Annotated in this window: 18 protein-coding genes; 12 read left to right on the top strand and 6 right to left on the bottom strand. The window is 60.3% G+C overall.

The features are described from left to right. Window positions 1-27: 27 nt before the first annotated feature. The 4 genes from FHS02_RS11980 to FHS02_RS11965 are packed head-to-tail and all read left to right on the top strand — an operon-like array spanning window position 28 to window position 5,298. A complete protein-coding gene (locus FHS02_RS11980) occupies window positions 28-1,617 on the top strand; it encodes a class I adenylate-forming enzyme family protein (RefSeq protein WP_137312038.1) in 1,590 nt (529 codons plus the stop codon). Next, window positions 1,614-2,786 (top strand): iron-containing alcohol dehydrogenase family protein, encoded by a 1,173-nt coding sequence (locus tag FHS02_RS11975; RefSeq protein WP_137312039.1) that lies wholly within the window; start codon window positions 1,614-1,616, stop codon window positions 2,784-2,786. Before FHS02_RS11980 ends, FHS02_RS11975 begins: the two co-directional genes overlap by 4 nt. 3 nt (window positions 2,787-2,789) lie before the next feature. Further along, window positions 2,790-4,205 carry an aldehyde dehydrogenase family protein gene (locus FHS02_RS11970; RefSeq protein WP_137312040.1) on the top strand — a complete coding sequence of 472 codons (1,416 nt, stop codon included), beginning with the start codon at window positions 2,790-2,792 and terminating at the stop codon, window positions 4,203-4,205. A gap of 40 nt (window positions 4,206-4,245) precedes the next feature. Beyond that, window positions 4,246-5,298 (top strand): NAD(P)-dependent alcohol dehydrogenase, encoded by a 1,053-nt coding sequence (locus tag FHS02_RS11965; protein WP_137312041.1) that lies wholly within the window; start codon window positions 4,246-4,248, stop codon window positions 5,296-5,298. Window positions 5,299-5,512: 214 nt separating this feature from the next. Here the strand turns inward: FHS02_RS11965 and FHS02_RS11960 are convergent, their stop codons facing one another. After that, window positions 5,513-7,084, bottom strand: coding sequence for an MFS transporter (locus FHS02_RS11960; RefSeq protein WP_137312042.1), 1,572 nt, complete (start codon window positions 7,082-7,084; stop codon window positions 5,513-5,515). Between the two features lie 367 nt (window positions 7,085-7,451). Between FHS02_RS11960 and FHS02_RS11955 the strand changes: the two genes are divergently transcribed. From FHS02_RS11955 to FHS02_RS11925, 7 genes are all read left to right on the top strand, one after another. Then, on the top strand, window positions 7,452-8,414 hold the full coding sequence (locus FHS02_RS11955) for a Bug family tripartite tricarboxylate transporter substrate binding protein (protein ID WP_137312043.1): 963 nt from the start codon (window positions 7,452-7,454) through the stop codon (window positions 8,412-8,414). A gap of 101 nt (window positions 8,415-8,515) precedes the next feature. Then, entirely contained in the window at window positions 8,516-9,493 is a 978-nt protein-coding gene (locus FHS02_RS11950; protein WP_137312044.1) for a tripartite tricarboxylate transporter substrate binding protein, read from the top strand. A 13-nt stretch (window positions 9,494-9,506) separates the two neighbouring features. After that, window positions 9,507-10,859: an MmgE/PrpD family protein gene (locus FHS02_RS11945; protein ID WP_137312045.1), complete on the top strand. Its 1,353-nt coding sequence runs from the start codon at window positions 9,507-9,509 to the stop codon at window positions 10,857-10,859. Between the two features lie 50 nt (window positions 10,860-10,909). Next, the gene (locus tag FHS02_RS11940; RefSeq protein WP_137312046.1) at window positions 10,910-11,701 is read left to right on the top strand and encodes a crotonase/enoyl-CoA hydratase family protein; all 792 of its coding nucleotides are present in this window, start codon (window positions 10,910-10,912) and stop codon (window positions 11,699-11,701) included. Between the two features lie 28 nt (window positions 11,702-11,729). Next, the gene (locus tag FHS02_RS11935; RefSeq protein ID WP_137317180.1) at window positions 11,730-12,320 is read left to right on the top strand and encodes a DUF2889 domain-containing protein; all 591 of its coding nucleotides are present in this window, start codon (window positions 11,730-11,732) and stop codon (window positions 12,318-12,320) included. Between the two features lie 79 nt (window positions 12,321-12,399). Then, window positions 12,400-12,861 carry a tripartite tricarboxylate transporter TctB family protein gene (locus FHS02_RS11930; protein WP_137312047.1) on the top strand — a complete coding sequence of 154 codons (462 nt, stop codon included), beginning with the start codon at window positions 12,400-12,402 and terminating at the stop codon, window positions 12,859-12,861. Between the two features lie 12 nt (window positions 12,862-12,873). After that, the gene (locus tag FHS02_RS11925; protein ID WP_137312048.1) at window positions 12,874-14,418 is read left to right on the top strand and encodes a tripartite tricarboxylate transporter permease; all 1,545 of its coding nucleotides are present in this window, start codon (window positions 12,874-12,876) and stop codon (window positions 14,416-14,418) included. A gap of 496 nt (window positions 14,419-14,914) precedes the next feature. Here the strand turns inward: FHS02_RS11925 and FHS02_RS11920 are convergent, their stop codons facing one another. Next, window positions 14,915-15,967 (bottom strand): porin, encoded by a 1,053-nt coding sequence (locus tag FHS02_RS11920; RefSeq protein WP_137312049.1) that lies wholly within the window; start codon window positions 15,965-15,967, stop codon window positions 14,915-14,917. A gap of 389 nt (window positions 15,968-16,356) precedes the next feature. On the opposite strand from FHS02_RS11920, the gene FHS02_RS11915 reads away from it, so the two are divergent. Further along, window positions 16,357-17,286 (top strand): LysR family transcriptional regulator, encoded by a 930-nt coding sequence (locus FHS02_RS11915; RefSeq protein ID WP_371870569.1) that lies wholly within the window; start codon window positions 16,357-16,359, stop codon window positions 17,284-17,286. Window positions 17,287-17,873: 587 nt separating this feature from the next. Here the strand turns inward: FHS02_RS11915 and FHS02_RS11910 are convergent. The 4 genes from FHS02_RS11910 to FHS02_RS32075 all read right to left on the bottom strand — a co-directional run bounded on the left by FHS02_RS11910 (window position 17,874) and on the right by FHS02_RS32075 (window position 21,078). Then, a complete protein-coding gene (locus FHS02_RS11910; RefSeq protein WP_137312051.1) occupies window positions 17,874-18,689 on the bottom strand; it encodes an NAD-dependent epimerase/dehydratase family protein in 816 nt (271 codons plus the stop codon). Continuing rightward, window positions 18,689-19,138: a MarR family winged helix-turn-helix transcriptional regulator gene (locus FHS02_RS11905; protein WP_217496879.1), complete on the bottom strand. Its 450-nt coding sequence runs from the start codon at window positions 19,136-19,138 to the stop codon at window positions 18,689-18,691. The genes FHS02_RS11910 and FHS02_RS11905 overlap by 1 nt, the downstream gene beginning before the upstream one ends. Before the next feature lie 679 nt (window positions 19,139-19,817). Continuing rightward, window positions 19,818-20,798, bottom strand: a complete 981-nt coding sequence (locus FHS02_RS11900) for a tyrosine-type recombinase/integrase (RefSeq protein ID WP_137312052.1) — start codon at window positions 20,796-20,798, stop codon at window positions 19,818-19,820. Further along, the gene (locus FHS02_RS32075) at window positions 20,791-21,078 is read right to left on the bottom strand and encodes a GIY-YIG nuclease family protein (RefSeq protein WP_371861496.1); all 288 of its coding nucleotides are present in this window, start codon (window positions 21,076-21,078) and stop codon (window positions 20,791-20,793) included. Before FHS02_RS32075 ends, FHS02_RS11900 begins: the two co-directional genes overlap by 8 nt. Window positions 21,079-21,933: the final 855 nt, after the last annotated feature.

Genomic DNA, 21,933 nt, shown 5'->3' with positions numbered 1-21,933 from the left:
ACCTTATGCACCAATACGGAGACATCAATGTCATTAGTAGAAACGACATGGGGCAAGGAGATCGCGACCGAGACAGTCGGCGGGATTCCGTTTCGGATGTACACGGAGCGGCCACGCAGGGCCGAGCGTTTGCTCGACTTTGCCAGCCGCTGGCACGCCCGGCCTCACATCATCCAGGGCGAACGCATCGTCACGTTCTCCGATCTTCGCCAAGGCGCAATTGCCAAGGGCCACCAGCTTTCCAGCCAAGGCATCCAACGCGGAGATCGCATTTTCCTCCTGGGCTGGAACAGTCCGGAGTGGATCATCAACTTCTGGGCCTGTCTCCACGTCGGCGCCGTGCCTGTTCTGGCGAACGCCTGGTGGAGCGAAATGGAGGTGGGTAATGCTCTGGCAGCCCTGCAACCAGCCATGACGCTTGCGGATGACCGTTGTGCCGGGCGTGTGCCGGCAGACGCGGCTCGTGGCCCCTGGGGCATTGGCGCGATCGAGGCGCTGGGTGGAGAGGGGGCTGACGATACCGGTGGGGAACGCTCCGAGGAAGAAACCGCCCTCATTATCTTCACCTCAGGAACCTCGGGCCAACCGAAAGCGGTGGTGCTGTCGCATCGCGCATTGCTGGCACGCCTGCAGATGACTTTGCACATCACGCGCAAGCTCCCGCAGCAAATCGACGAGACAGCGCGCGACGTGACGCTGGTCACGGGCCCGCTGTTCCATGTGGGCAGCATGCAGACGCTCCTGAGGGCAGTTGTGGTGGGCGACACCCTGGTGCTTTCCGAAGGCAGGTACGACCCTGCCGAGGTGCTCGCCTGTATCGAACGCAACAAGGTGCAGCGCTGGAACGCCGTGCCAACCATGGTGACACGGCTGCTCGATCATCCCGACGTTTCCCGGAGGGATCTGAGCAGCCTGAAGGCCATCAGCATTGGTGGCGCGCCGGTCCATGCGGAACTGATGCAACGCATCCGGACTCAACTGCCGAGCGTCAGCCCGCGGATTCCGACCGGTTACGGCCTGACGGAGAACGGCGGACAAGCCACGGCCGCCGCAGGCTCCGAAGACATCGCGGAATTGGGATCGGCCGGCAAGCCGCTTCCGTGCGTGGAGATCCGCTTTCTCCCGCATCCAGGCCTCCCTGATGGGGAAATCCTGCTGCGCTCGCCTACCCAAATGTCCCGCTTCTTCGGGCTCGACGAATCGCCGATCGATGAGCAGGGCTGGCTGCACACCGGCGACCTGGGACGGCTCGACGATAAAGGCAATCTCTGGATCACCGGACGCTGCAAGGACATGATTATCCGTGGCGGCGAGAATATTGCGCCTGCGGCGATCGAACGTGCGCTGCTGGGTATTCCCGGCGTCACGGAAACCGTCGTGTTCGGCGTGCCGCATCGCGATCTGGGAGAAGAGGTCATGGCGGTCGTGGTGACCGACGCCGACCTCACTACGCAACAGTTGCAGGAACAGTTGCGCGCCCGGATCGCATCGTTCGCGGTGCCCAGTCGCTGGAGGATCCAGCGCGAACCGCTGGCAACAAACGACACCGGCAAGGTCGACAAAAAGGCGATCAGCGCCCAGGTCCGTGCCGAACTACAGAATGGGGGCTTGACATGACGCTGCAAAACTTCCAACACGTCACGCCGCCGCTGCGGCTGTTCCATGGCGCCGACAGCCTTTCGCAACTGGGGCGCGAGCTTGACCGGGTCAAGAGTCAAAGGGCTGTCGTCGTTTGCGGTGACTGGTTGGCCGCGGGACCCCTGTTCGAGCGGGTCCGCGTAGCGCTCGGGGAACGCTTTGCCGGCGTGTTCGGGGAAGTGCAGGGCCACAGTCCAGTATCCTCGGTCGAGGACGCCGCAGGGCTGCTGCGCAGCCTGAAGGCCGATTCCGTGATCGCCGTCGGTGGTGGATCGGCGATCGTCACCGCCCGAGCGGCCAGCATTCTGGCGGCAGAGGGGAAACCGGTATCGGAGCTATGTACCGTGACCGGAGCCGACGGCGGCTTGCGCAGTCCGAAGCTGTCGTCGCCAAAACTGCCGCAGTTTATCGTGCCGACCACGCCGACCACGGCCATGGTAAAGGCAGGTAGCGCGGTGTTCGATCCTGCCAGCGGCCAGCGGTTGGCGATGTTCGATCCCAAGACGCGTGTGCATTCCGTGTTCATCGATCCCGAAATGATCCTGTCGGCGCCGCGCAGCCTGGTCGCAACTGCCAGCATCAACACATTGTCCATGGCGATCGAAGGACTGACTTCCCGTTCGGAGGACGCCCTGGCCCAGGGCGCGCTGATGCAGGCGCTGAGGCTGATTGGCCAGCATCTCCCTCGGGCAGCACGCGTCGACGATGCGGTCACGCGCGGCCAACTGGTACTTGCCGCCATCCTGTGCGGTCAAGGAACGGATCACACGGCCGCCGGCATTACCACGGTGCTCGGTCACGCGATCGGTGCGCGTCACAATATCGAGAACGGCACGGTCAACGCCATCGTGTTGCCCCACGTGCTTCGCTTTAACGCCGAGTTTGCAGCAACTGGCATGGCGGACGTTGCCGCCGCTCTGAATTCTCCGCGCACCGGTGCCCAGGCGGATGTGGAACCAATCATCGACAAGGTCACGTCGATTCTCGACGAGCTTGGCATTCCAGGGCGTCTGAGGGACGTGAACGTGCCGCGCGAAGGCCTGGCCGATATCGCCGCGCATGCGATGGGCGACTGGTTTTTGCGCGGCAATCCGCGGCCTGTGCAGAGCGCTGCCGAACTACAACAAATTCTGGAAGAGGCCTGGTAAGACATGATCGAACTCAAGAAGATCTATATCAATGGCGAATGGATTTCTTCGTCGGGCCGGGGAACGCTGACGATTATCAACCCGGCGACCGAAGAAGCGATTGCCACCGTGCCGCGTGGGACTGCGGAAGACGTCGAGCTCGCCGTGCGAGCTGCGGCACATGCGTTTCCGGCATGGTCGCAAAGCCCGGTGGAAGAGCGCATTGCGCTCTTCGGCAGGCTGGCACGGTTGACCGAAGCCCGCGCCAACGACATCACGCAGACCCTGGTAGCCGAGCTCGGCTACCCGATCACGGCGCTGCGCACCTCGCAGACCCTGGCGGCCGTGGAGGAGCTTGACATCATCGCCGAGTCCCTGGCACAGATCACATGGGTGGAGTCCGTGGGCAATACGCAGGTGTGCCGTGAGCCGTCCGGCGTGGTCGGCTGCATCACGGCCTGGAATGCGCCTTTACGGTCCGTCATCTCGAAGGCGGGTGCGGCTATCGCAGCGGGATGCACCGTCGTTCTCAAGCCATCGGAATTGGCGCCACTGACCGCATTCCTGTTCGCCGAACTGTGCGAACAGGCGGGCCTGCCGCCAGGAGTGTTCAATCTGGTATGCGGCACCGGCCCCGAAGTCGGCGAGCCGATTGCGTCGCACCCACTGGTCGACATGGTGTCGATCACGGGTTCGGTTCGCGCGGGACGCCGCGTCATGGAAGTGGCATCCCAATCCGTCAAACGTGTACACCTGGAGCTGGGTGGCAAGTCGCCAAACATCATCCTGGCCGATTCGGACTTCGAGCGCGCAGTGGCCGACGGTATTGCCGACGCCTTGCGCAACACAGGCCAGGTGTGTGGCGGCCTGACCCGCATGCTTGTGCCACGCCAACGCTTGAAAGAAGCAGAGGATCTGGCAGTGCGCAAGGCGCAGAGCTATGTGCTCGGCGACCCGCTGGACGAGGCGACTACACTCGGTCCGGTATCGTCTTCCGCGGCACGTGACCGGGTTCGCGCATACATCCGCTCGGCGCAGGAAGAGGGTGTGACAATGCTGACCGGCGGAGCGGACGCGCCCGAGGGATTGCCTCGTGGCTGGTACGTGCGACCGACGATCTTTTCGGGGAATAATCACAGTCGGGTTGCGCGCGAGGAGATCTTCGGGCCAGTCGTCGTGCTCATTCCTTTCGATGACGAGGAGGATGCGATCCGCATCGCCAACGACTCCGATTATGGACTGGCAGGTGGTGTCTGGTCCAACAACGTCGAACATGCCCGGCGTATCGCTGCACGCCTGCGGGTCGGGCGTGTGCGCATCAACGGGGCGCCGCTGGACAAGCGCGGCACCCATGGCGGGTTCAAGCTTTCAGGTGTCGGCCGCGAGTGGGGGCGTTTCGGCATCGAAGAGTTCATGGAATACAAATCCATTCTCGTCTGAAGCCCATGTAGTGCGGGTAACCGCATCTGGAAAGGTTCGCATGATTACTGTCAACGCCCGTTGTACTTGCAGTCCCGGTGGCTCTTTCCAGTCGACAACGATTCGGCGTCGTAGGGTAGGCGATCACGACGTTTTGATCGACATTGCCTACGCTGGCATTTGCCATTCGGACGTCGAACATGCACGCATGTCGCGGCAGGGGGGCAACACGCTTTACCCCCTGACACCTGGGCATGAAATCGCCGGGGTAGTCACCGCTGTAGGGGCGAACGTCACCAGATTCCGGGTTGGTGACCGGGCCGGGGTCGGCAATATGGTTGATGCATGCCGTTCATGCCCGAATTGTTCGGCCGGGCTGGAACAATATTGCAGCAAGCGGGTATTGACGTATAACTCGATCGGCCGGGATGGACTGCCAACACACGGAGGCTATAGCCAGAAAATCGTCGTCGACGAAACGTTCGCGGTGCGGATCCCGGACAGCATTCCACTCCAGAACGCCGCGCCGCTGATGTGTGCTGGCATCACGCTGTATTCGCCGCTGCGGCACTGGAACGCAGGGCCGGGCAAGCGAGTAGGTATCGTCGGCTTTGGCGGGCTGGGACATGTAGGTGTGCAGATATCGAAGGCGCTTGGCGCTCATACAACGGTATTCGATCTGTCCGAGTCCAAGCGCGAAGATGCGCACCGTATGGGCGCAGACGAGTTTTGCGTTGCAATGGATACTGCTGCTTTTTCACGGCTCGCCAGTTCGTTCGACCTGGTCATTTCCACGGTTCCCGCGAGCGTCGACATGGATGCCTATCTCGGTTTGCTGGCACTGGACGGCACGTTCGTCAACCTGAGCGTTCCGTCGAAGCCCGTGAACTTTTCCGCCGCATCGCTGCTCGCCAATCGGCGCGCGATTGCCGGTACCCGAAGCGGCGGCCTGCGGGAAACACAGGAAATGCTGGACTTCTGTGCCAGGCATCAGATCGGCGCGGAAATCGAGGTGATCGCCGCAGATCGCATCGATGAGGCTTTCGAACGTCTGCTGGCCGGGGATGTCCGATACCGCTTCGTCATCGACATCAGTACCATGGCCGACGATTGATCTTTCTTATCCTGTTTCCCCGATCAGGGCAGTGCTAATGGCCTGGCGAATCGATAGTAACCGGGCCGGCTTCAGCAGCCCGGTTCATGTGTGCTTTCCCGCCCCGCTTCCTTTCATGCCTTCCCAAAATCATGCTACACCCGGCCTTCGAACAAGGCTTGCGGCGGCCAGTCCTGCGTGCAGGGTTGCGAGTGCTCCTCGATCAATGGGTGAACTAAGCCAGCTCACTCACAAAGCGCTTAATCCTGGGCGGTTCAGCGCCAACATGGCAGTCCAGTCGACGTTGCCGAAGATGCATGTCTGAAGCATTGAGCCGTTCCAGTCGGCGCTGATGCTCCACCCAGTTTTCGTCCAGGAAGTACTCGATGTAGCGTCCTGGTTCGGTGGTGTCGCGTAATAGTCCCCACGTCATGGCGCCTTGGCGTAGCCTTGCCATTCGGGTCTCGCGCATCACGGCAGTAAATGTTTCCAGATTGGCAGGAGGGATCTTGTATTCGATCGTGACCATGATCGGCCCGGTATTCGGGGCGATGTCGAATACAGGAGGCAGGGCCCCACCGATGGGCGCGGCTGGAGACAGATCGACATCCTTGTCTCCGCCTGCGCCATGGCGTCTGGTCAACACCAGCAGCAAAGGGCCGAATGCCGAAGCGACGATGACGCTGGTCGATACTGAAGCGACCTGTGCGACAGCGCCCCAGAGGGCTGCTCCGGCCGCGCCTCCGGACATGACGGCCATATGGTAGATCGACATGCCACGCGCGCGCACCCAGTTGGGCAGGGCCAGCTGTGCGGCCACGGTCAACGAATTCGCCGCGGCGATCCAGGCCATGCCTGCCACCGCCATCGCTGGCAGGGCCAGCCACAATGAAGTGGACAGTGTGGCCGAGACAGAGGCAACCGCATGGACGCCGATGCCCCAATACACGATGGTATCGCGGCCGATGTAGGGACGCACGCGGGCAAGGTTAAGGGCCATCAGCAGTGCCCCACTTCCCATCGCCGCCAGCAGGGCGGTGAAAATGCCGGGGCCTCCGCCATCGATCCCTCGTGCGATCAGCGGCAGCAGTGCAGTCAGCGCAGTCGCCTGAAAGAAAAACAGAAATATTCGCATCAGCAGGATCCGCATCCGGGGCGAGCGCGCGACATGCTGCAGCCCCACGCGCATGGCGGCCAAAAAGCGTTCCTTGGGTAGGGTGCTCACTTTTGGAGCGGGACGCCAACGCAGGATCAGGGTGAACGACACCATCGCCAAGGCGGCGTTCAGGGCGAACACATATCCGCTGCCGGCACCTGCGATCAGCGCTCCAGCGGCGACCGGGCCAATCACGCGCGACATGTTCATCGCGACGCCGTTCAGCGCTAGCGCTGCCGGCAATTCGTGGCCTGGAACCAGATCCGGCACGATGGCCGCAAATACGGGCCAGCGCATCGCCATGCCGATGCCGTTTGCAAATGTGAGTACCAGCAGCAAGGAGGCGGAGAGAGCCCCTGTGAAGGACAGCACTGCCAGCAATACGGCGACCACGCAAACCCACACCTGGGTCAGTGCGAAGTAGCGGCGCCGGTCGACAATGTCCGCCAGCGCGCCGCTCGGCAGGCCAAGCAGGAACACCGGCAAGGTCGAAGCCGTTTGCACCATGGCGACCATGAAGGCGTTGTCGGTCAGCGTAGTCATCAACCATGCGGCGGCGACGTCATTCATCCACATCGTCATGTTCGCGCCGAGCCAGGCCAGCCATAACATCCGAAACGCGGAGCGGCGCAGCGGAGCGAAGGTCGACATTGCGGTATGGGGCGAGGGGGGCACGCAGTATCTCCTGTTTTTCGCCGAGTATAGCCGGTGGCGGAGTGCAATTTCGACGTGCCATCCTTCCGATTTTCAGGAACCCGATTCGCAAAAATAGAAAGTATGTCGAAAGCGAAATAGCGTAGACTTATGACGCATATAGGATTGAATGTTCACATACGCGAACGACATTGTGGTGAATACCGTGACAAGCGTGCAGACATACCCGAGCCTCACTGGCGATCCGCATCCAGCGGATGCCACGCTGCAGGTTAGGCCCGGTCTTGAGTTGCATGATGGAGCACAAGATTCAAACAGCGGTCCCCGGCCGCTGCAAGATAAAAACCAATGGAGATAGAAGCCGATGAAAACCCGTACCTTCCTCAAAACGCTCGGGCTGGCAGTGCTGCTGCCCACCAGTGTGACGGTGGCGCAAGCACAATCCAAGCGTCCTGTCCGTGTCATCGTTCCTCTTCCTGCCGGGTCGTCGAACGACTTTGCCACCCGCGTGCTGACACAGCAGTTGTATGGGATCCTGGGCCAGAGTTTTATCGTCGATAACAAGGCCGGCGGCAACGGCACCATCGGCACGCTTGACGTGCTCCGCGCCAAGCCCGACGGCTTGACCCTCATGTGCGGTTCCAATTCGCCGCTGGCAGCGAATGTGGCGTTCGTAAAGAATCTACCATATGACCCGCTGCGGGACTTCACCCCTATCGCCGGCGTCACCCTCACCAATCATGTCTTGCTCGTCAAGGCAAGCCATCCAGCCCGTACGCTTGCCGAATTCATTGCATACGCCAAGCAGCGTCCTGGAAAGGTGTCGGTCGGATCATCCACAGCATCGGTACGGCTGCAGATCGCCACGCTGAACCAGCGCGCCGGCATCCAGCTCATGGACGTTCCTTATCGAGGTACGCCGGCCAGTATCACGGATGTCATGGGAGGCGTGCTCGAGGCGACATTGACCGATCCAGGCAATGCGCTGTCGCAGGTCCAGGGGGGGCAAATGCGCGCACTTGGCGTTACGTCACTGCGCCGCAATCCGGCCACGCCTTCGTGGCCCGCCATCTCGGAAACGTTGCCGGGCTTTGACTTTCCTTCGTGGAACGCACTGGTTGGGCCAGCCGGCATGCCACGCGATGTGGTGCAACGACTTGCCGACGCCGTAGCAAAGGCGCGCAAACACCCCGATGTGGTCGCAGCGCTCAAACGCCACGGATCAACTACGCTGGACATGGGGCCAGAGCAGTTGAAGGATTTTATGGCCGCGGAAACCAGTAAATGGGTGAGCCTGGCGCGCGCGGCGGGCATCCAGCCAGAGTAAGCACGATATCGGGAAGTGCCGCAACTATCGTGGGGAATGGCTGAGCGCTGCCGTGACAGGCAGCGAATCAAGAACAGTTGACAACCTGGAGCGAGACAAGCATGTACAAATTGCCTGCATCCGTCGTACGCGTAATTCCCCTTGCATTAATGACGCTGACTGTTGTCGACGTGGCCGCGCAGCAGGCTTACCCACGCCAGCCAATCAGGATACTGGTCGGTGTCGGTCCTGGTGGCAGCACCAACAATATGGCAAGGCTGATCGCACAAAAGTTCCAGGAGAGCTGGGGGCAGCCGGTGATCGTGGAGAACCGCAGCGGGGCCAACACCAGCATCGCAGCCGAGGCGGTGGCCAGGGCCGTGCCGGATGGCTATACGCTGCTGGTGGCGACCAATACCCATATCGCGGTGCCTTTGATGATGAGGGTCAGGTACCAGCCCCTGAAGGACTTTGCGCCAATCGGCACACTCGGCGTCAGCCGCTACGTCATGTCGGTCCACCCATCGGTGCCGGCCAGGACATTGAAGGAATTCATCGCCTATGCCAAGGCACGCCCCAACCAGCTGAACTACGGATCCTCCGGCAGCGGCGGCGGTTCGCACATCGACGGCGCGGTATTCGACCTGCTGACAGGAGTGCGCACCCAGCACGTGCCGTACAAGGGCGGCGGCCAGGCATTGGTTGATGCCATCGCCGGGCATGTCCAGATCTCCTACAACACACCGATGATCGTCGCGCCGCACGCTGCCTCGGGAGCGCTCAGGCCGCTCGCGGTGACAGGGCCGAAACGGGTCGCGCTCCTGCCCGGCGTGCCGACTTTCGCCGAGGCCGGACTGCCGGCCTTCGACGAGAAGGCCTGGTGGGGCTTGTACGCGCCCGCAGGCACGCCCAGGCCAATCGTTGACAAGCTTGCCGCCGAGCTGAAAAAAATACTGACGACGCCGAGCGTGCAGCGCACCCTCGAAAGCCAGGGCGCGGAAGCGCTGATTTCAACGCCGGATGAGTTCGCGGCCATGATGAGGGCGGAGTCCGCCAACCTGGGAACGGTCATAAAGTCCGCCAACATCAAGATCCACTGAAGGAATTCATAGCATGAGCGATACCATCAGCCTAACGATCGCGAAGTACGCAGCATCGACGTCGATCGCGGGAATTCCGGCCGAAGTCAGAGAGCGCGCCAGGAAGGTCATCTTCGACGAGATCGCCTGCGCATTTTTCGCCCGGCGCAGCCTGGCAGGTGCGCTTGCCGCGCGCTTCGCAGCGCAGTCTGGCGGTCTGCCAGAGGCGCGCATCCTGGCCACCGGACAGCGCGTTCCGGCCGCCAGCGCTGCCCTGGCAAACGGTACTGCTGGCCACGGCGAGGAGGTCGATGGTGCGCATGTGGTCGGCGGCCATCCTGGCGCCAGCATCGTGCATGCCGCCCTGGCACTGGCTGAACGCCAGCGCGCCAGTGGTGCAGAACTGCTCAATGCGGTAGTGCTGGGCTATGACGTCGGTGTGCGCATCGTCGAGGCTTGTGGCGGCCTGTTCTCCGTCAAGAACCGCTTCAGCCTGAATTCCGACTTTCTGTTCGCCATCGGCTGCGCGGTGGCCGGTGGCAGGCTGCTTGGGCTGGACCCGGAGCGGCAATGCCACGCCATGGCGCTGTCCAGCTTCAGCAGCAACGCTTTGTGTGCTTTGTACGCGGAGAAGCGCCATATCAGCAAGTCGCTGTGCAATGGGCAGTTCGCTGCCGCCGGGGTAACGGCGGCGCTGATGGCAGCAGCCGGCCTGCAGGGCAACGAAGACATCATCGGCGCGCCGCATGGCGTGCTCGATGCCTGGGGTGAGGACGGCCAGCGCGTGCTGGCGACACGCGGCCTGGGCGATCGCTACGCCATCATGGGGGCCAATTTCAAGTTCCTCAACTGCGGCTACCCGATCCACGCTGCGGTCGAGGCGGCCCTGGCGCTGATCGCCAAGCACGCTATCGACACCGGCGAGATCGTGTCGGTGGACGTGGGCATGCCGACCGATACGATGAAAGTGGTGGACAACCGTGCCATGCACAATATCTGCCTGCAGGACATGCTCAGCGCTGCCCTGGTGCGCGGCGGGCTCGGACTGCGCGAGTCGCCATTTCCGGCAGTGCTGTCCGATCCGGCCTATATCCGGCTGCGTCCCCTCGTCACACTGCGCGGCGATGCAGATCTGGATCACTACCAGCCAAACGGACGCGGCGCAACCGTGGCCATCTCCACACGTAGCCGCCCCACGGTCTCGATGCGGATCGACCATCCGCGCGGTCACAGCCTGCGCGGCGAGGTGAGTTGGCACGACCTCGCCGCGAAGTGGCGCGACGGGCTGCCGGAATGCGATGTCGATCGGATGCTGGAGGCCGCCCAGGGACTGGAGGATCTGGACGACGTTGGCACATTGCTGGACGCGTTCACCACGCGGCACTAACCGCGCTGCTGCCCGCCCAATACAATTTTACGACTGACAGGAAGCACACCATGTCCGATTTTCTGATCTACGAACAAGACGGCCCGCTCGTCATCCTGACCATGAACCAGCCCGAGCAGCGTAACCCGCTGACCGGCAACAGTGCGGTGCCGGAATTTCTCGCTGCCATCGAGCGCATTCACGACGATCGCGGCGTGCGTTGTGTCATCCTCACCGGAAACGGCCCTTCGTTTTGCGCGGGAGGGGACATCCGCGAGATGAAGCGGCAGGCCACGGCGGAGGTGAGCGAGATGGATATACGCCATGATTACCGCCGCGGCATTCAACGGTTGACGCTGGCGTTGTTCAACCTGGAAGTACCGGTCATCGCTGCCGTGAACGGTCATGCCATCGGCGCCGGCCTCGACCTTGCCTGCATGTGTGATATCCGTATCGCAGCTGACAACGCCAGGTTCGCCGAGAGTTTCATCAAGCTGGGTATCATACCCGGGGATGGCGGGGCCTGGCTGTTGCCGCGCATCGTCGGCATGTCGCGCGCGGCGGAAATGGCATTTACTGGCGATATGCTGGACGCGCAACAAGCGCTGGCCTGGAACCTGGTCTCGCGCGTGGTGCCGCGAGCGGAACTGATGGAGGCAGCGCGTGAACTTGCCGGGCGCATTACCCAGCATGCTTCCCACGGTGTGCGCTTGACCAAGCGCCTGATGCGCGAGGCGATTCACGGCCGCCTGGACAGCGTGCTCGAGCTGTCCGCAGTGTTCCAGGCCATCGCTCACAAGACACCGGATCACAGCGAAGCGGTCGAAGCCTTTCTCGACAAGCGCGCACCGCGCTTCGGCTGAAGCCGTGCTGGATGATCACATCATGTCCATGACTTTCGACGAATCCCTCCACCCGCAGCCACAGATCGGCGGGGATGTCAGCAGGGAAGAGTTGCATTTCCGCCGCATTGATATGCGAGGCTTCCGCCGCTCGGACGGGTTGTACGAAGTCGAGAGCCGGCTGGTCGACCGCAAACCCCGCGATTTCGCTTCTGCCTATGGTAGCCGGCAGGTCCCGGCCGGCGAGCCACTTCACGATCTGGGCGTCCGGCTGGTGTTTGATGAGCAGCTGACCGTGTGCGCCGTGCAGACCTTTACCGATGCCGCGCCTTACGGCCAATGCCCCGAGGGGGGCCTTGCGCTGCAGTCGATCAAGGGAATGCGCATGACCCGCGGATGGAGCAAGGCAGTACGCGCAAAACTCGGCGGCGCTGCCAGTTGCACGCATTTGATGGAGCTTCTGATGCCCATGGCCACTGTTGCCTTTCAGTCGCTGAGCATGCTGCGCAAAGGCAAGGCAGAACCGCTTGATGCCGATGGTCGCCCTCTGCGCATCGATAGCTGTTATGCCTATGGCGCGAAACAAGAGCTGGTGCTGCGCTACTGGCCCGAATTTTACCGTGCCGAGGAGCCAAGATGACATGACACGTCCAGGCTGGCAGTAGTGCCGTGATTGCGTCACGGCGGAAAAATATACAGACGATAAGGAGACAAGCGGTATGTACATCAGAAATCAGCAGGACTTTTGGGCGGGCGTGATGTTCGTCGCATTCGGCGCCTTCTTTGCCAGTGTCGGCACGGAATACGATTTTGGATCGGCGGCCCAGATGGGACCAGGCTACTTTCCCACGATACTGGGCGTAATCCTCGTGTTGGTTGGTCTCAAGGTCTCGGTCGGCAGCCTGTCGAAGAAAGCGGCACGCCAGGCAGTCAACAAGTTCGCCTTTTCGAAGCTTTTGCTCATCCTCGGACCGGTCGTACTGTTCGGCGTGCTGCTGGAGCATCTCGGCCTCGTGCCGTGTCTGCTACTGCTTGTCGGAATCTCCAGTTACGGGAGCGACGAATTCACCTGGCGCGCGACGATCATCAATGCTGCGGTACTGAGCGCGTTATGCCTGTTCGTTTTCGTCTATGCCCTGGAACTGCAGTTCCAGATGTGGCCAACGTTCCTTGGTAATTAAGGGGAGGGCCACATGGAACTTCTGCTTTCCCACCTCAGCCTGGGCTTTGGCGCGGTATTGGCGCCGGAAACCCTGACCCTGTTCGGCATGACCTTCAACGTGCCGATGAACCTGGTGTATTGCCTGATCGGCGTCACCATTGGCACCCTAATCGGCGTGCTGCCCGGCCTGGGCCCTGTCGCAACCATCGCCATGCTGTTACCTGCGACCTACGCCCTGCCTCCGCTGGGTGGTCTAATCATGCTTGCAGGCATATATTATGGCGCGCAGTATGGCGGCTCGACGACAGCCATCCTGGTCAATCTGCCTGGTGAGACTTCGTCCGTCGTCACCTGTATCGACGGCTACCAGATGGCACGGCGGGGAAGAGGCGGGGTGGCACTCACCACCGCTGCGCTGGGCTCGTTCTTTGCTGGTTCCGTCGGCATCCTGTTGCTGGCAGCATTCGCCGTGCCTCTGGCGACTGTCGCGTTCAAATTCGGTCCGGCGGAGTATTTCTCCCTGATGGTGCTCGGTCTGATCGGCGCGGTGGTGCTCGCGTCCGGATCTCTGATCAAGGCAATCGGAATGATTTGCCTTGGCCTGCTGGGAGGCCTGGTTGGTACGGACGTCAATACCGGCGTATCACGCTACACGTTCGGCATACCTGAATTGACGGAAGGGATTGGCTTCGTCGCCGTGGCGATGGGCGTATTCGGCTTTGCCGAAGTCGTTACCAATCTCGAGAAAAAGGGGCCACGTGAAATATTCACGAACAAGGTGACCAGCATGTTTCCTACGAAGGAGGATTTCAGGCGCATGATTGCCCCGATCCTGCGCGGCACCGTGCTCGGCTCGATGCTCGGCATCCTGCCCGGTGGCGGCGCGGCCCTGTCCGCTTTTGGTGCCTATTCGCTCGAGAAAAAGGTGAGCAAGCACAAGGCAGAGCTCGGACAAGGCGCCATCGAAGGTGTTGCCGCGCCGGAAGCTGCAAACAACGCTGCCGCGCAGACGTCCTTCATTCCATTGTTGACGTTGGGTATTCCGCCGAATGCGGTGATGGCTTTGATGGTCGGAGCCATGACGATCCATAACATCCAGCCTGGCCCGCAGGTGATGACGGTTAACCCATCGCTGTTCTGGGGGCTGATTGTGTCGATGTGGGTTGGCAACCTGGCGCTTGTGGTGCTCAATCTGCCGTTGGTCGGAATCTGGGTGAAACTGCTGACCGTGCCTTACCGTTTCCTGTACCCGGCTATTCTGGTGTTCTGCTGTATCGGTGTTTATACCGTCAACAACAGCACTTTCGACATTTTCGTGACAGCCGCGTTCGGGTTGATCGGCTACCTGTTCATCAAGCTTGGCTGTGAAGGCGTGCCACTGGTGCTTGGCTTTGTGCTTGGTCCCATGATGGAAGAGAACTTCCGGCGTGCCCTGCTGCTGTCGCGTGGCGATTTCAGTGTTTTCCTGACCAGGCCACTGTCGCTGGCCCTGCTTTGCGCTACCGCTGTGCTGGTCATCATCGTAGCCTTGCCTGCAATTAAGGCGAAGCGCGAACTGGCATTCCAGGAAGAGTAAGTCCATAGCGCCCGTGATGGGCATAGTCCCAGGCGCGCTGCAGGCGGGTTCCGGCCACCGGGTCGGGACCCGCTTCGCCATTTCGTGTCATCCTGTTCGGCGTCCCTGCGATGCGTTTTCAATCGCCCGGTAGTCCGCTACGGATGCCATGCCCCACACGAGTTAACAAGGGAAATGGCAACAGTGCATCGGTGGTGCGCGCGCGTATCGGAGCGCCCTGCAATTCGCAGGTGTCATGCGGGCCGGTTCGCACTGCTTGCTTGGCATCCAAAGATCGATTCGCCACGTATTGGAGAAATCAGAAATCTCCAGGACAAGGGGCTGATGGGAAGCGTCGTACGTGCGGGATCAGGTAGGCCGGCGTCGCTGGAGGATGATGCCGGCGCCGTGGGAAAGCCAGATGATGGCTGTCAGGCTTGCCATCATGACGGATGTACGGGCGGGGAAGGGAGTCCCCGCGATTAGCAGTACCGGGCAGGCCGGTACAGCGAAAAGGTTAGAAATGTTTGCGCATGCCGATGACGATGCCGCTGGTAGACTCATTGGCGCCGGTTGTATCGTCGACGAGGGCGTGCGCCGCGCCGCCGCTGTTACTGATGCGTGCCACCGTGGTGTACAAGGCCGTCTGTTTTGACAGGTTGTAGACATAGCCCAGGGCGAGTTTTCGTCCTTCGGGATTGCCCGGTGCGTCAGTGCGATGGTACGAATATGCAAACCTGAACTGACCGCTGCCGACCGGCACCTGGACTCCGGCGACACCGCCCCTTGCCGACAGCGTTCCGGCACGGTCGCTGTTCATGAACGCCATTACCCTGAAGGTGCCAAAGTCCCAGGCGGCGGCAATGTTGCGCTGTATCGAATCCCCTGCGGCATAGTTGGTGCGGCCGGTAGCAATCCCGCCGATGAACGGGCCTTGCTCGTAGCTCAGCCGGATACCGGCGCCATTGCCATCGTCGGAAGTCGGTGTGCCACCCGGATTTTCTCCCCGGTAGTGCATGGCGTTGATGCCAAAACCGCCCAGGCTGCGCGGAGTATGATAACTGACGCTGTTCGATGCCCTGATCGCGGCAGGGCCGGTGATCAGGCCACGGCGCGGCATGGCGATGCCAAAGCCAACAAGGCCGTGCGGGTCGCCGATAGCAAAGTTCATATATTGGGGAACATAGTCACGTCCGGCACGGACTTCGCCCCATGGGCCTGACAAGGATAAGGTCGCGCGGCGATTGAAGGTCAAGCCTCCCGGAACTGTGTTGCCGGTCCGCTGATTGTTGGTGTTGGTGGCCTTTCCCATGCCGTCGTCAGGATCGTAACCGGCCTCCAGCACAAGGCTGGCGCTCATGCCGTTCCCCAGGCCCTCCGTCGCGCGAAAGCCGAGTCTGGGCGTATGCAGGCCGCCAGGCAAGACCTGAACGGCGTTGCTACGAGAACCCTTGGCATAGGCGATGCCAAGATCGATGACGCCGTACAGAGCGACCGAGGTCTGAGCCTGTACCGGTCCGAACAGGCTTAACATAGAGAGCGGCAGCAGGATTTTTTTGGTGCAGATCATTTCATGTCTCCGTTTTTTAGTAGTCGCATCCGCGACTTTTTTAGATGCTACGAAGTGATATCAGCTGATTACGGACGTATGGATACCTCCTGTGACTGGCAAGGATTCGACTGCTTGTGTTAAGGGATGCGCGCGTGGCACAATCGTCGCGAAGCTGCAAGGCTCCGCAAGGCAGCGCTTTTGGCGGCCCTGTAGTTCAGTGACGAAAAGCTTCTTTTATCGAAGACGAACTTTCGGCATGACGCGATATCAGCTGTGTCCGCGCTTGCTTCGAGGTGATGTCATGTTGGGCAGTCTATGACCTGAATACCACGTTGGTCTATTTGGATTTTCGGGAACCGGACTGCCAGTTTTGTGAACGATTCGAATCGGTCCCGAGAGATCGTCGAATACCGGAGAGCACCATTCAAATCGATCTTGTTCAACTCCGCACGTTCGCTGCCGTGGCGGAGGAGCAGCACCTCACCCGCGCTGCGGAGCGGCTTCATATCAGCGTGTCTGCAGCTAGTGCACACGTGCGTGCCGTGGAAGAACTCCTGGACACCAAGCTTTTCGTGCGCGCCAATCGTGGCCTGGAATTGACACGTGCCGGCCAGTTGCTGTTGATTAAAGCGAAAATGCTGCTCAATGAAGCGGCGGTTTTCACCTCGTTTGCTCGCGAGATCCGCGGCAAGATAGAGGGCCAACTAGTCGTCAGCTCCAGTAGCGAACCGAATTCCTGTCGGATCGGCGATGTCATCCGCGTGCTGCGGGAACGAAATCCATTGATAGACGTTGAATTGCGTGCGAGGCCATCGACGGGAGTGCGGCAGGGCCTCAGCACTGGTGAGCTGGACGTGGGAATGCTGCTGGGACTTCCCATCGGGACCGGTTTCACCTACTACGAGATGACGACCATCCTGTTCAAGGTAGCCGGGCCATCGGCATGGAAGGAACGGATCGAAAATGCAACGTGGGCCGAGTTGGCGGCGTTGCCTTGGCTGACGCCAACCGACTACAACATGGCGTATTCGCTAATGCTGCGTCAATTATTCGACGAACGCGGGTTAGAGCTAAATACCGTGGTCCGTTTTGATAATGCAGCCTTAGGGCGTGCTTTAGCTCAATCGGGGGTTGGGTTGATGCTGATGCGAGCAGAGCATGCTGACGAGGGACTTCAACAGGGTGATCTGGCCATATCTCCGATCGCGCATGCTCGGTTCCCAATCTATATTGCCCACATCGCTGGCCGTGGCAATGACCCGCTGATCCGCGCCTTTCTCGACGCAGTGGCCGATGTGTGGCCTGACATGAAGATGAGTCCTAGAGGCGAGGTATAAGCCGCGTATATGATCGTACGCAAATGCTGAAGACGACATTCCAAAAAACCGCATGGACCTAGCGCCGAGCGAGCCCTAAACTTCAAGCACCATCAATGCCTAGTCTGTTGGTGGTTGTATAGGGAGGTCAGGCATGGCCGGGAAAATCGTTGCGAGCAAACAAGTCAAGATTGGCGCATCGGATCCGCTTGCCGAACATTGTTGTCATGGTCAGCATTGAGTTCATGTGGAATTTCGCAACCTTGCACCTTGTCACCGAACTCGGTAACGAAAAATGTTGCCGGGCTTGCGGCGAATACTGGCCCGCCGACGAGGAGTTTTTTATGCCCATGCGATCTAGCCGCGATGGTTTAACCCCGCGGTGCATTGCATGCATAAAGGCCAAATTGTGGCAACTTCCCAACTGTTGATTTGCGGCGAAATCTTACCCACTCTACCAAGTAATTTGCAGCTGAATCTGACCACGTTTAAGAGACAATCTTACTCAACAAGTTGAGTGGGGAACCGGAGTGACCGACGTGGCACTACTAATGAGATCCCAAAGCTTCATCGCTCGGCGTCGCGCTGCGTTCGCGTCCCATTGACTGTTAGAGGATACCTTCCCTGTAGGCTTGATGGACAGTCGCAACAGTCGGAATAAAACCAAGGCGACGCGCAAGCGAGCCGTCGACATGCAGGTGCCACGGATGCACAAGCGGCTCCGAAGATGGTTCTAACTCCAAGCCGACGAGCTTCAACAGTTCGTAGATCGAAGTGGGGGCTTCATCTACAATATTCACAATATGGCCGTCCATCGCTCCGGCTAGGGCAATGGTCATAGCGTTAGCGATGTCACGGTGGTGAATCATGCTCATCTTATGCGCGGGATGCCATTTTGCGTGTTGAAGGTGCTTGTGTATCGCTTCAATATGCCCATCGCTGTCTCCATAGATGAAGCCATATCGTTGGATTGACCAGTTCAATCCACTCGCGCGCAGTGCATTCTCAGCAGCCAGCTTGCTTGCAGGATAAGCTAGGGTCGGCTCGACGCAGTCATCCTCGCGGCCGGGACGCGTAGCATCTATCTCGTAGACGTTGGAAGTACTGGCCATAATGAAGCGGGCCTCAGGCGCATAGGCTTTTGCGGCATTGATCAGGTTACGCGTGCCTTCCAAATTAACTTTCCAGATCAGTTCCTCATCTGGAGTGCGAAACACTGCGGCCAAGTGAATAATCGCGGAAACGCCTGTTACTGCATGGCTCAGCGAGGCAGGATCGAGAATGTCGCCCACAATCTCTGATGTTCCAAGAGGAAGCTCATTGCTGCGACGGACGAGGCCCTGGCAGGCAATTCCGTTCTTGATAAGACGCCTTAGCAGGCGTTGGCCTACCAAGCCTGTGCCTCCGGTGATCAGAACGGTCATTATTTGCTCCCTTGAGTTAGTCGATACGTCAAACGTTTGGTGGCGCCCTGCAGTACCCGAACAACGGTGGCCATGTCGGCCTCACCAACGCCGTCGAAGGAGTGCTTCAGGATCAGTTCTATCGGATCGGGCAGTTCTTTCCAAAGACGATGTCCCGCCGGGGTAATGGTCAGCATTCGTTGACGCTGGTCCTCGCTCGCCGGCGTCTGCTCGACGAAGCCTTTCTGAACTAATGCACCAATGACTTGGCTCAAGGTCGCCTTTTCCACTTGCAATAGATCTAGAAAATCCCGCTGTACCGTGGGTCCGTTATTGGCTAGCTTCCAAAGTACATACCATTGCGTCGAGCCCAATCCATACGGACGCAAGCAAGTGTCCATCGTGGCGCGGCTGGCGGCGTGATAACGCTTGACCCATTCCGCTACGGCGTTTCCCTTCAAATGATCCAAAATACCCCCTTTTGTTCGGTGCCGAACGATATTAGTATGGTACCGAACTTTCTGCAAGTTGTTTGTTGGATTGCCGTAGGCATCACGACACACATTTGCGTGGGGGAAGACAAGTTTGTCTGTAACGCAAGGGTAAATTTGTCCGCAGAATCTTGACAGTGGAGGTTAATTTGTCTGTATTTTCATTCGAAGGGCTGCGTCAAACACCGACAAAAGCCCTCACTGGCTGAGTGTGTACGCGTCCCTGCGATGCGTGCCATTTTGCCGAGCAGTCGCTTATATGGTCACGAGGCCGGTGGCATCGTGCCGTACAGATGACCGCAGCTTCCACATCGGTGTGGTGCGTCTAGGAGCCGACGTAAAGCCGATATGGCGCCGTGGCGCCATACGTCCTGCACCTGACCTCCAACGATTCGCATGCATTGGACAATATCTGCGCCGAACTGGTTGCTAGCGCACGTGTTGTCACTCTTGAAGAAACAAGCAGCCGATCTGCCCGGCGTTGCGCTGATCGATCGCAAGACGAATACCTGCGGTGCCTGTGGAACCAGTGCCAGCCGACTGGCCACGGCACACATACCAGGGTGTTCACGTTGCCCGTGTGGTTCCGGGAATTTCCAGCATCGCGCTACGGCACGATCGAATGGCACTGGTTCAATCGGTGGTTGCTGCTGCGCGACTAACTGCGTGCTGCGTTGACAGCAGGCGCGAAATTCACGCTGAAGGTGGGACTGTCGGCACGGCGCATTTGTCGGCGGTCGTATACGCGCGTGGTGGCAATGCTGGCGTGCCCCAGCCAGGCCTGCACCTGGGCGATATCGGCGCCATTTTCCAGCGCATTGGTGGCGGCGGTCGCGCGCAGCGCGTGGGGACCGAGGTTGTCGTCCGTAATGTTTAACACGGAAAGGTAGCGGCGCAATAGCCGGTACACACCATCCGGGGTTATGCCCTGGGTCCTCCCGCGAGTGTTGTTACTGGTGGGCCTGAACAGCGCCCCCTGCCGGTCGCCACCATGGCCGGCCATGCGCAGGTAAGCGGCGATCGCGGCCGCCGCCTCAGGATGCAGCGGCACGTAGCGCAGCTTGTCGCCTTTGCCGTGCACCTGCAGGTTGTCGACGCCGCGGCGCCGCTGCAGGTCGGCCACACGCAGCGCACACAGTTCGGCGCGGCGCAGCCCGTGATAGAGGAGGGTGGCCAAGATCGCGCGATCACGCAGACCTGCCAGTGTGCTCGGATCGCCTGCCTCCAGCAGCGCGCGTGCCTGGTCATCGCCGAGCGCCGGCGTCACTCCTTCGGTCGTTGTAGCCCGCGGGCGCCGCACGCCGTCGACGGGGTTGCCGACAACCGCCTGCGCCTCACACAGGGAGTCGAACAGCGATGACAGGGCGGCAAGTTTGCGACGGATGGTGGATCCGGCCAGGGCTCGGCGCTCGAGATCGCGACGCCACGCCAGCACGTGGCCACGTGTTACGTCGCGCAGTTGCGCCGGCGCGGCGACGCCTGTAAACGCCATGAATTCGCGAAGATCGGCCTCGTACGCGCGACGGGTCTGCGGATTATCCAGGTTAGCGAACCAGGCGATCGCCGGCGGCACGTCGGCCAGCTGGTGAAACTGCAATGTCGTGAGAACGGTGCCGGATGTCGTTATGGATTCATTCATAGGAACACGTAATGGACGCGGAGGGCAGGATGCAAGCAGTGTACGCGCCACCACGAACATTATCCGTACCGTATATTTTCATGAGGTCGAGCGTCAGGTAAGTCTTGGCTCTGTTCGCCGTGATCCAGCTTGTCGTACCCAACTCGACCGTGCTGACAACTTCCAACGGTCTATGCAGCCGCGTCCATGAAGAGCCTCGTCCCTCGAAGTGCTTCTGAAGGCGATCAGTTAGGTTTCTCGACTGGCCAACGTAATACTTATCGCCTTCCAGGCGCAGCACGTACAAGAAGTGTGCTTCCGCTGCCGCTTGCCCATGTCGCGTTCTCCGGTCGAGCTGGAGACTTTACTCTTGATAACATGTTTTATCGAGAGTTAGGCTATGGAATACCATACAACTGCCACTGCCACTGGCTCTGACATTGGTGGTGTGCTCTTCTGTTTTCGTACAGCCCGCTTTTTCCTTTTGATCATGTGGACACGCAAGCAGAGTCCAAAGTAGTGCAGGGAGCGTCAAAATAATCCTAGACGTGTAGGTGGGTAGGAAGGTGGGTAGGACAGCAAGCCCACGATTTTTCATAGGAGGTTCGAAGGACACCGTCTCCGCCAGAACAAAGTAAAACGGCCTCCCCTGCGGGAGGCCGTTTTGCTTTGTTCGGACGGTAGACGGTGGGATTCGAAGACCGGGCCCTGCCGGGCCTGGGCTCTCCGAATCGCCCATTCTCCTGGCGCTTCGCGCCAGTCCCGTCTCCGCCAGAACAAACAAAGAAGGCCTCCCCTGCGGGAGGCCTTTTTTGTTTGTTCGGACGGAGACGGTGGGATTCGAAGACCACGCGCCTGCAGGCGCGGGGGCTCTCCGAATCGCCCATCTGCTGGCGCTTTAGCGCCAGCCTCGCGCGCCGGGGGCGCGCGGCGCATGCGTCATCTTTCGCGGAGGATGGCATTATGGACGGAAGCGGTGGGATTCGAAGATCACGCGCCTGCAGCGCTGGCTCGACCACGGCTTGCCCGAACGGTCGCCCTCGTCGTCAATGCGACAGGACGTGACAGCGTACATGGACGCCCCCGATTTGCAAGCACATCAGTCGTTAAAGGCAAATAGGTAAGTCTGCAAGCGTACATTCGGACTTTGTATGGG

Origin of the sequence: Pseudoduganella umbonata, from assembly GCF_014192225.1 — a bacterium.
Taxonomy (GTDB): Bacteria; Pseudomonadota; Gammaproteobacteria; order Burkholderiales; family Burkholderiaceae_D; genus Rugamonas; species Rugamonas umbonata.
Note: the sequence above shows the minus strand (reverse complement) of the source record. Positions and strands in the feature narration are given on the sequence as shown.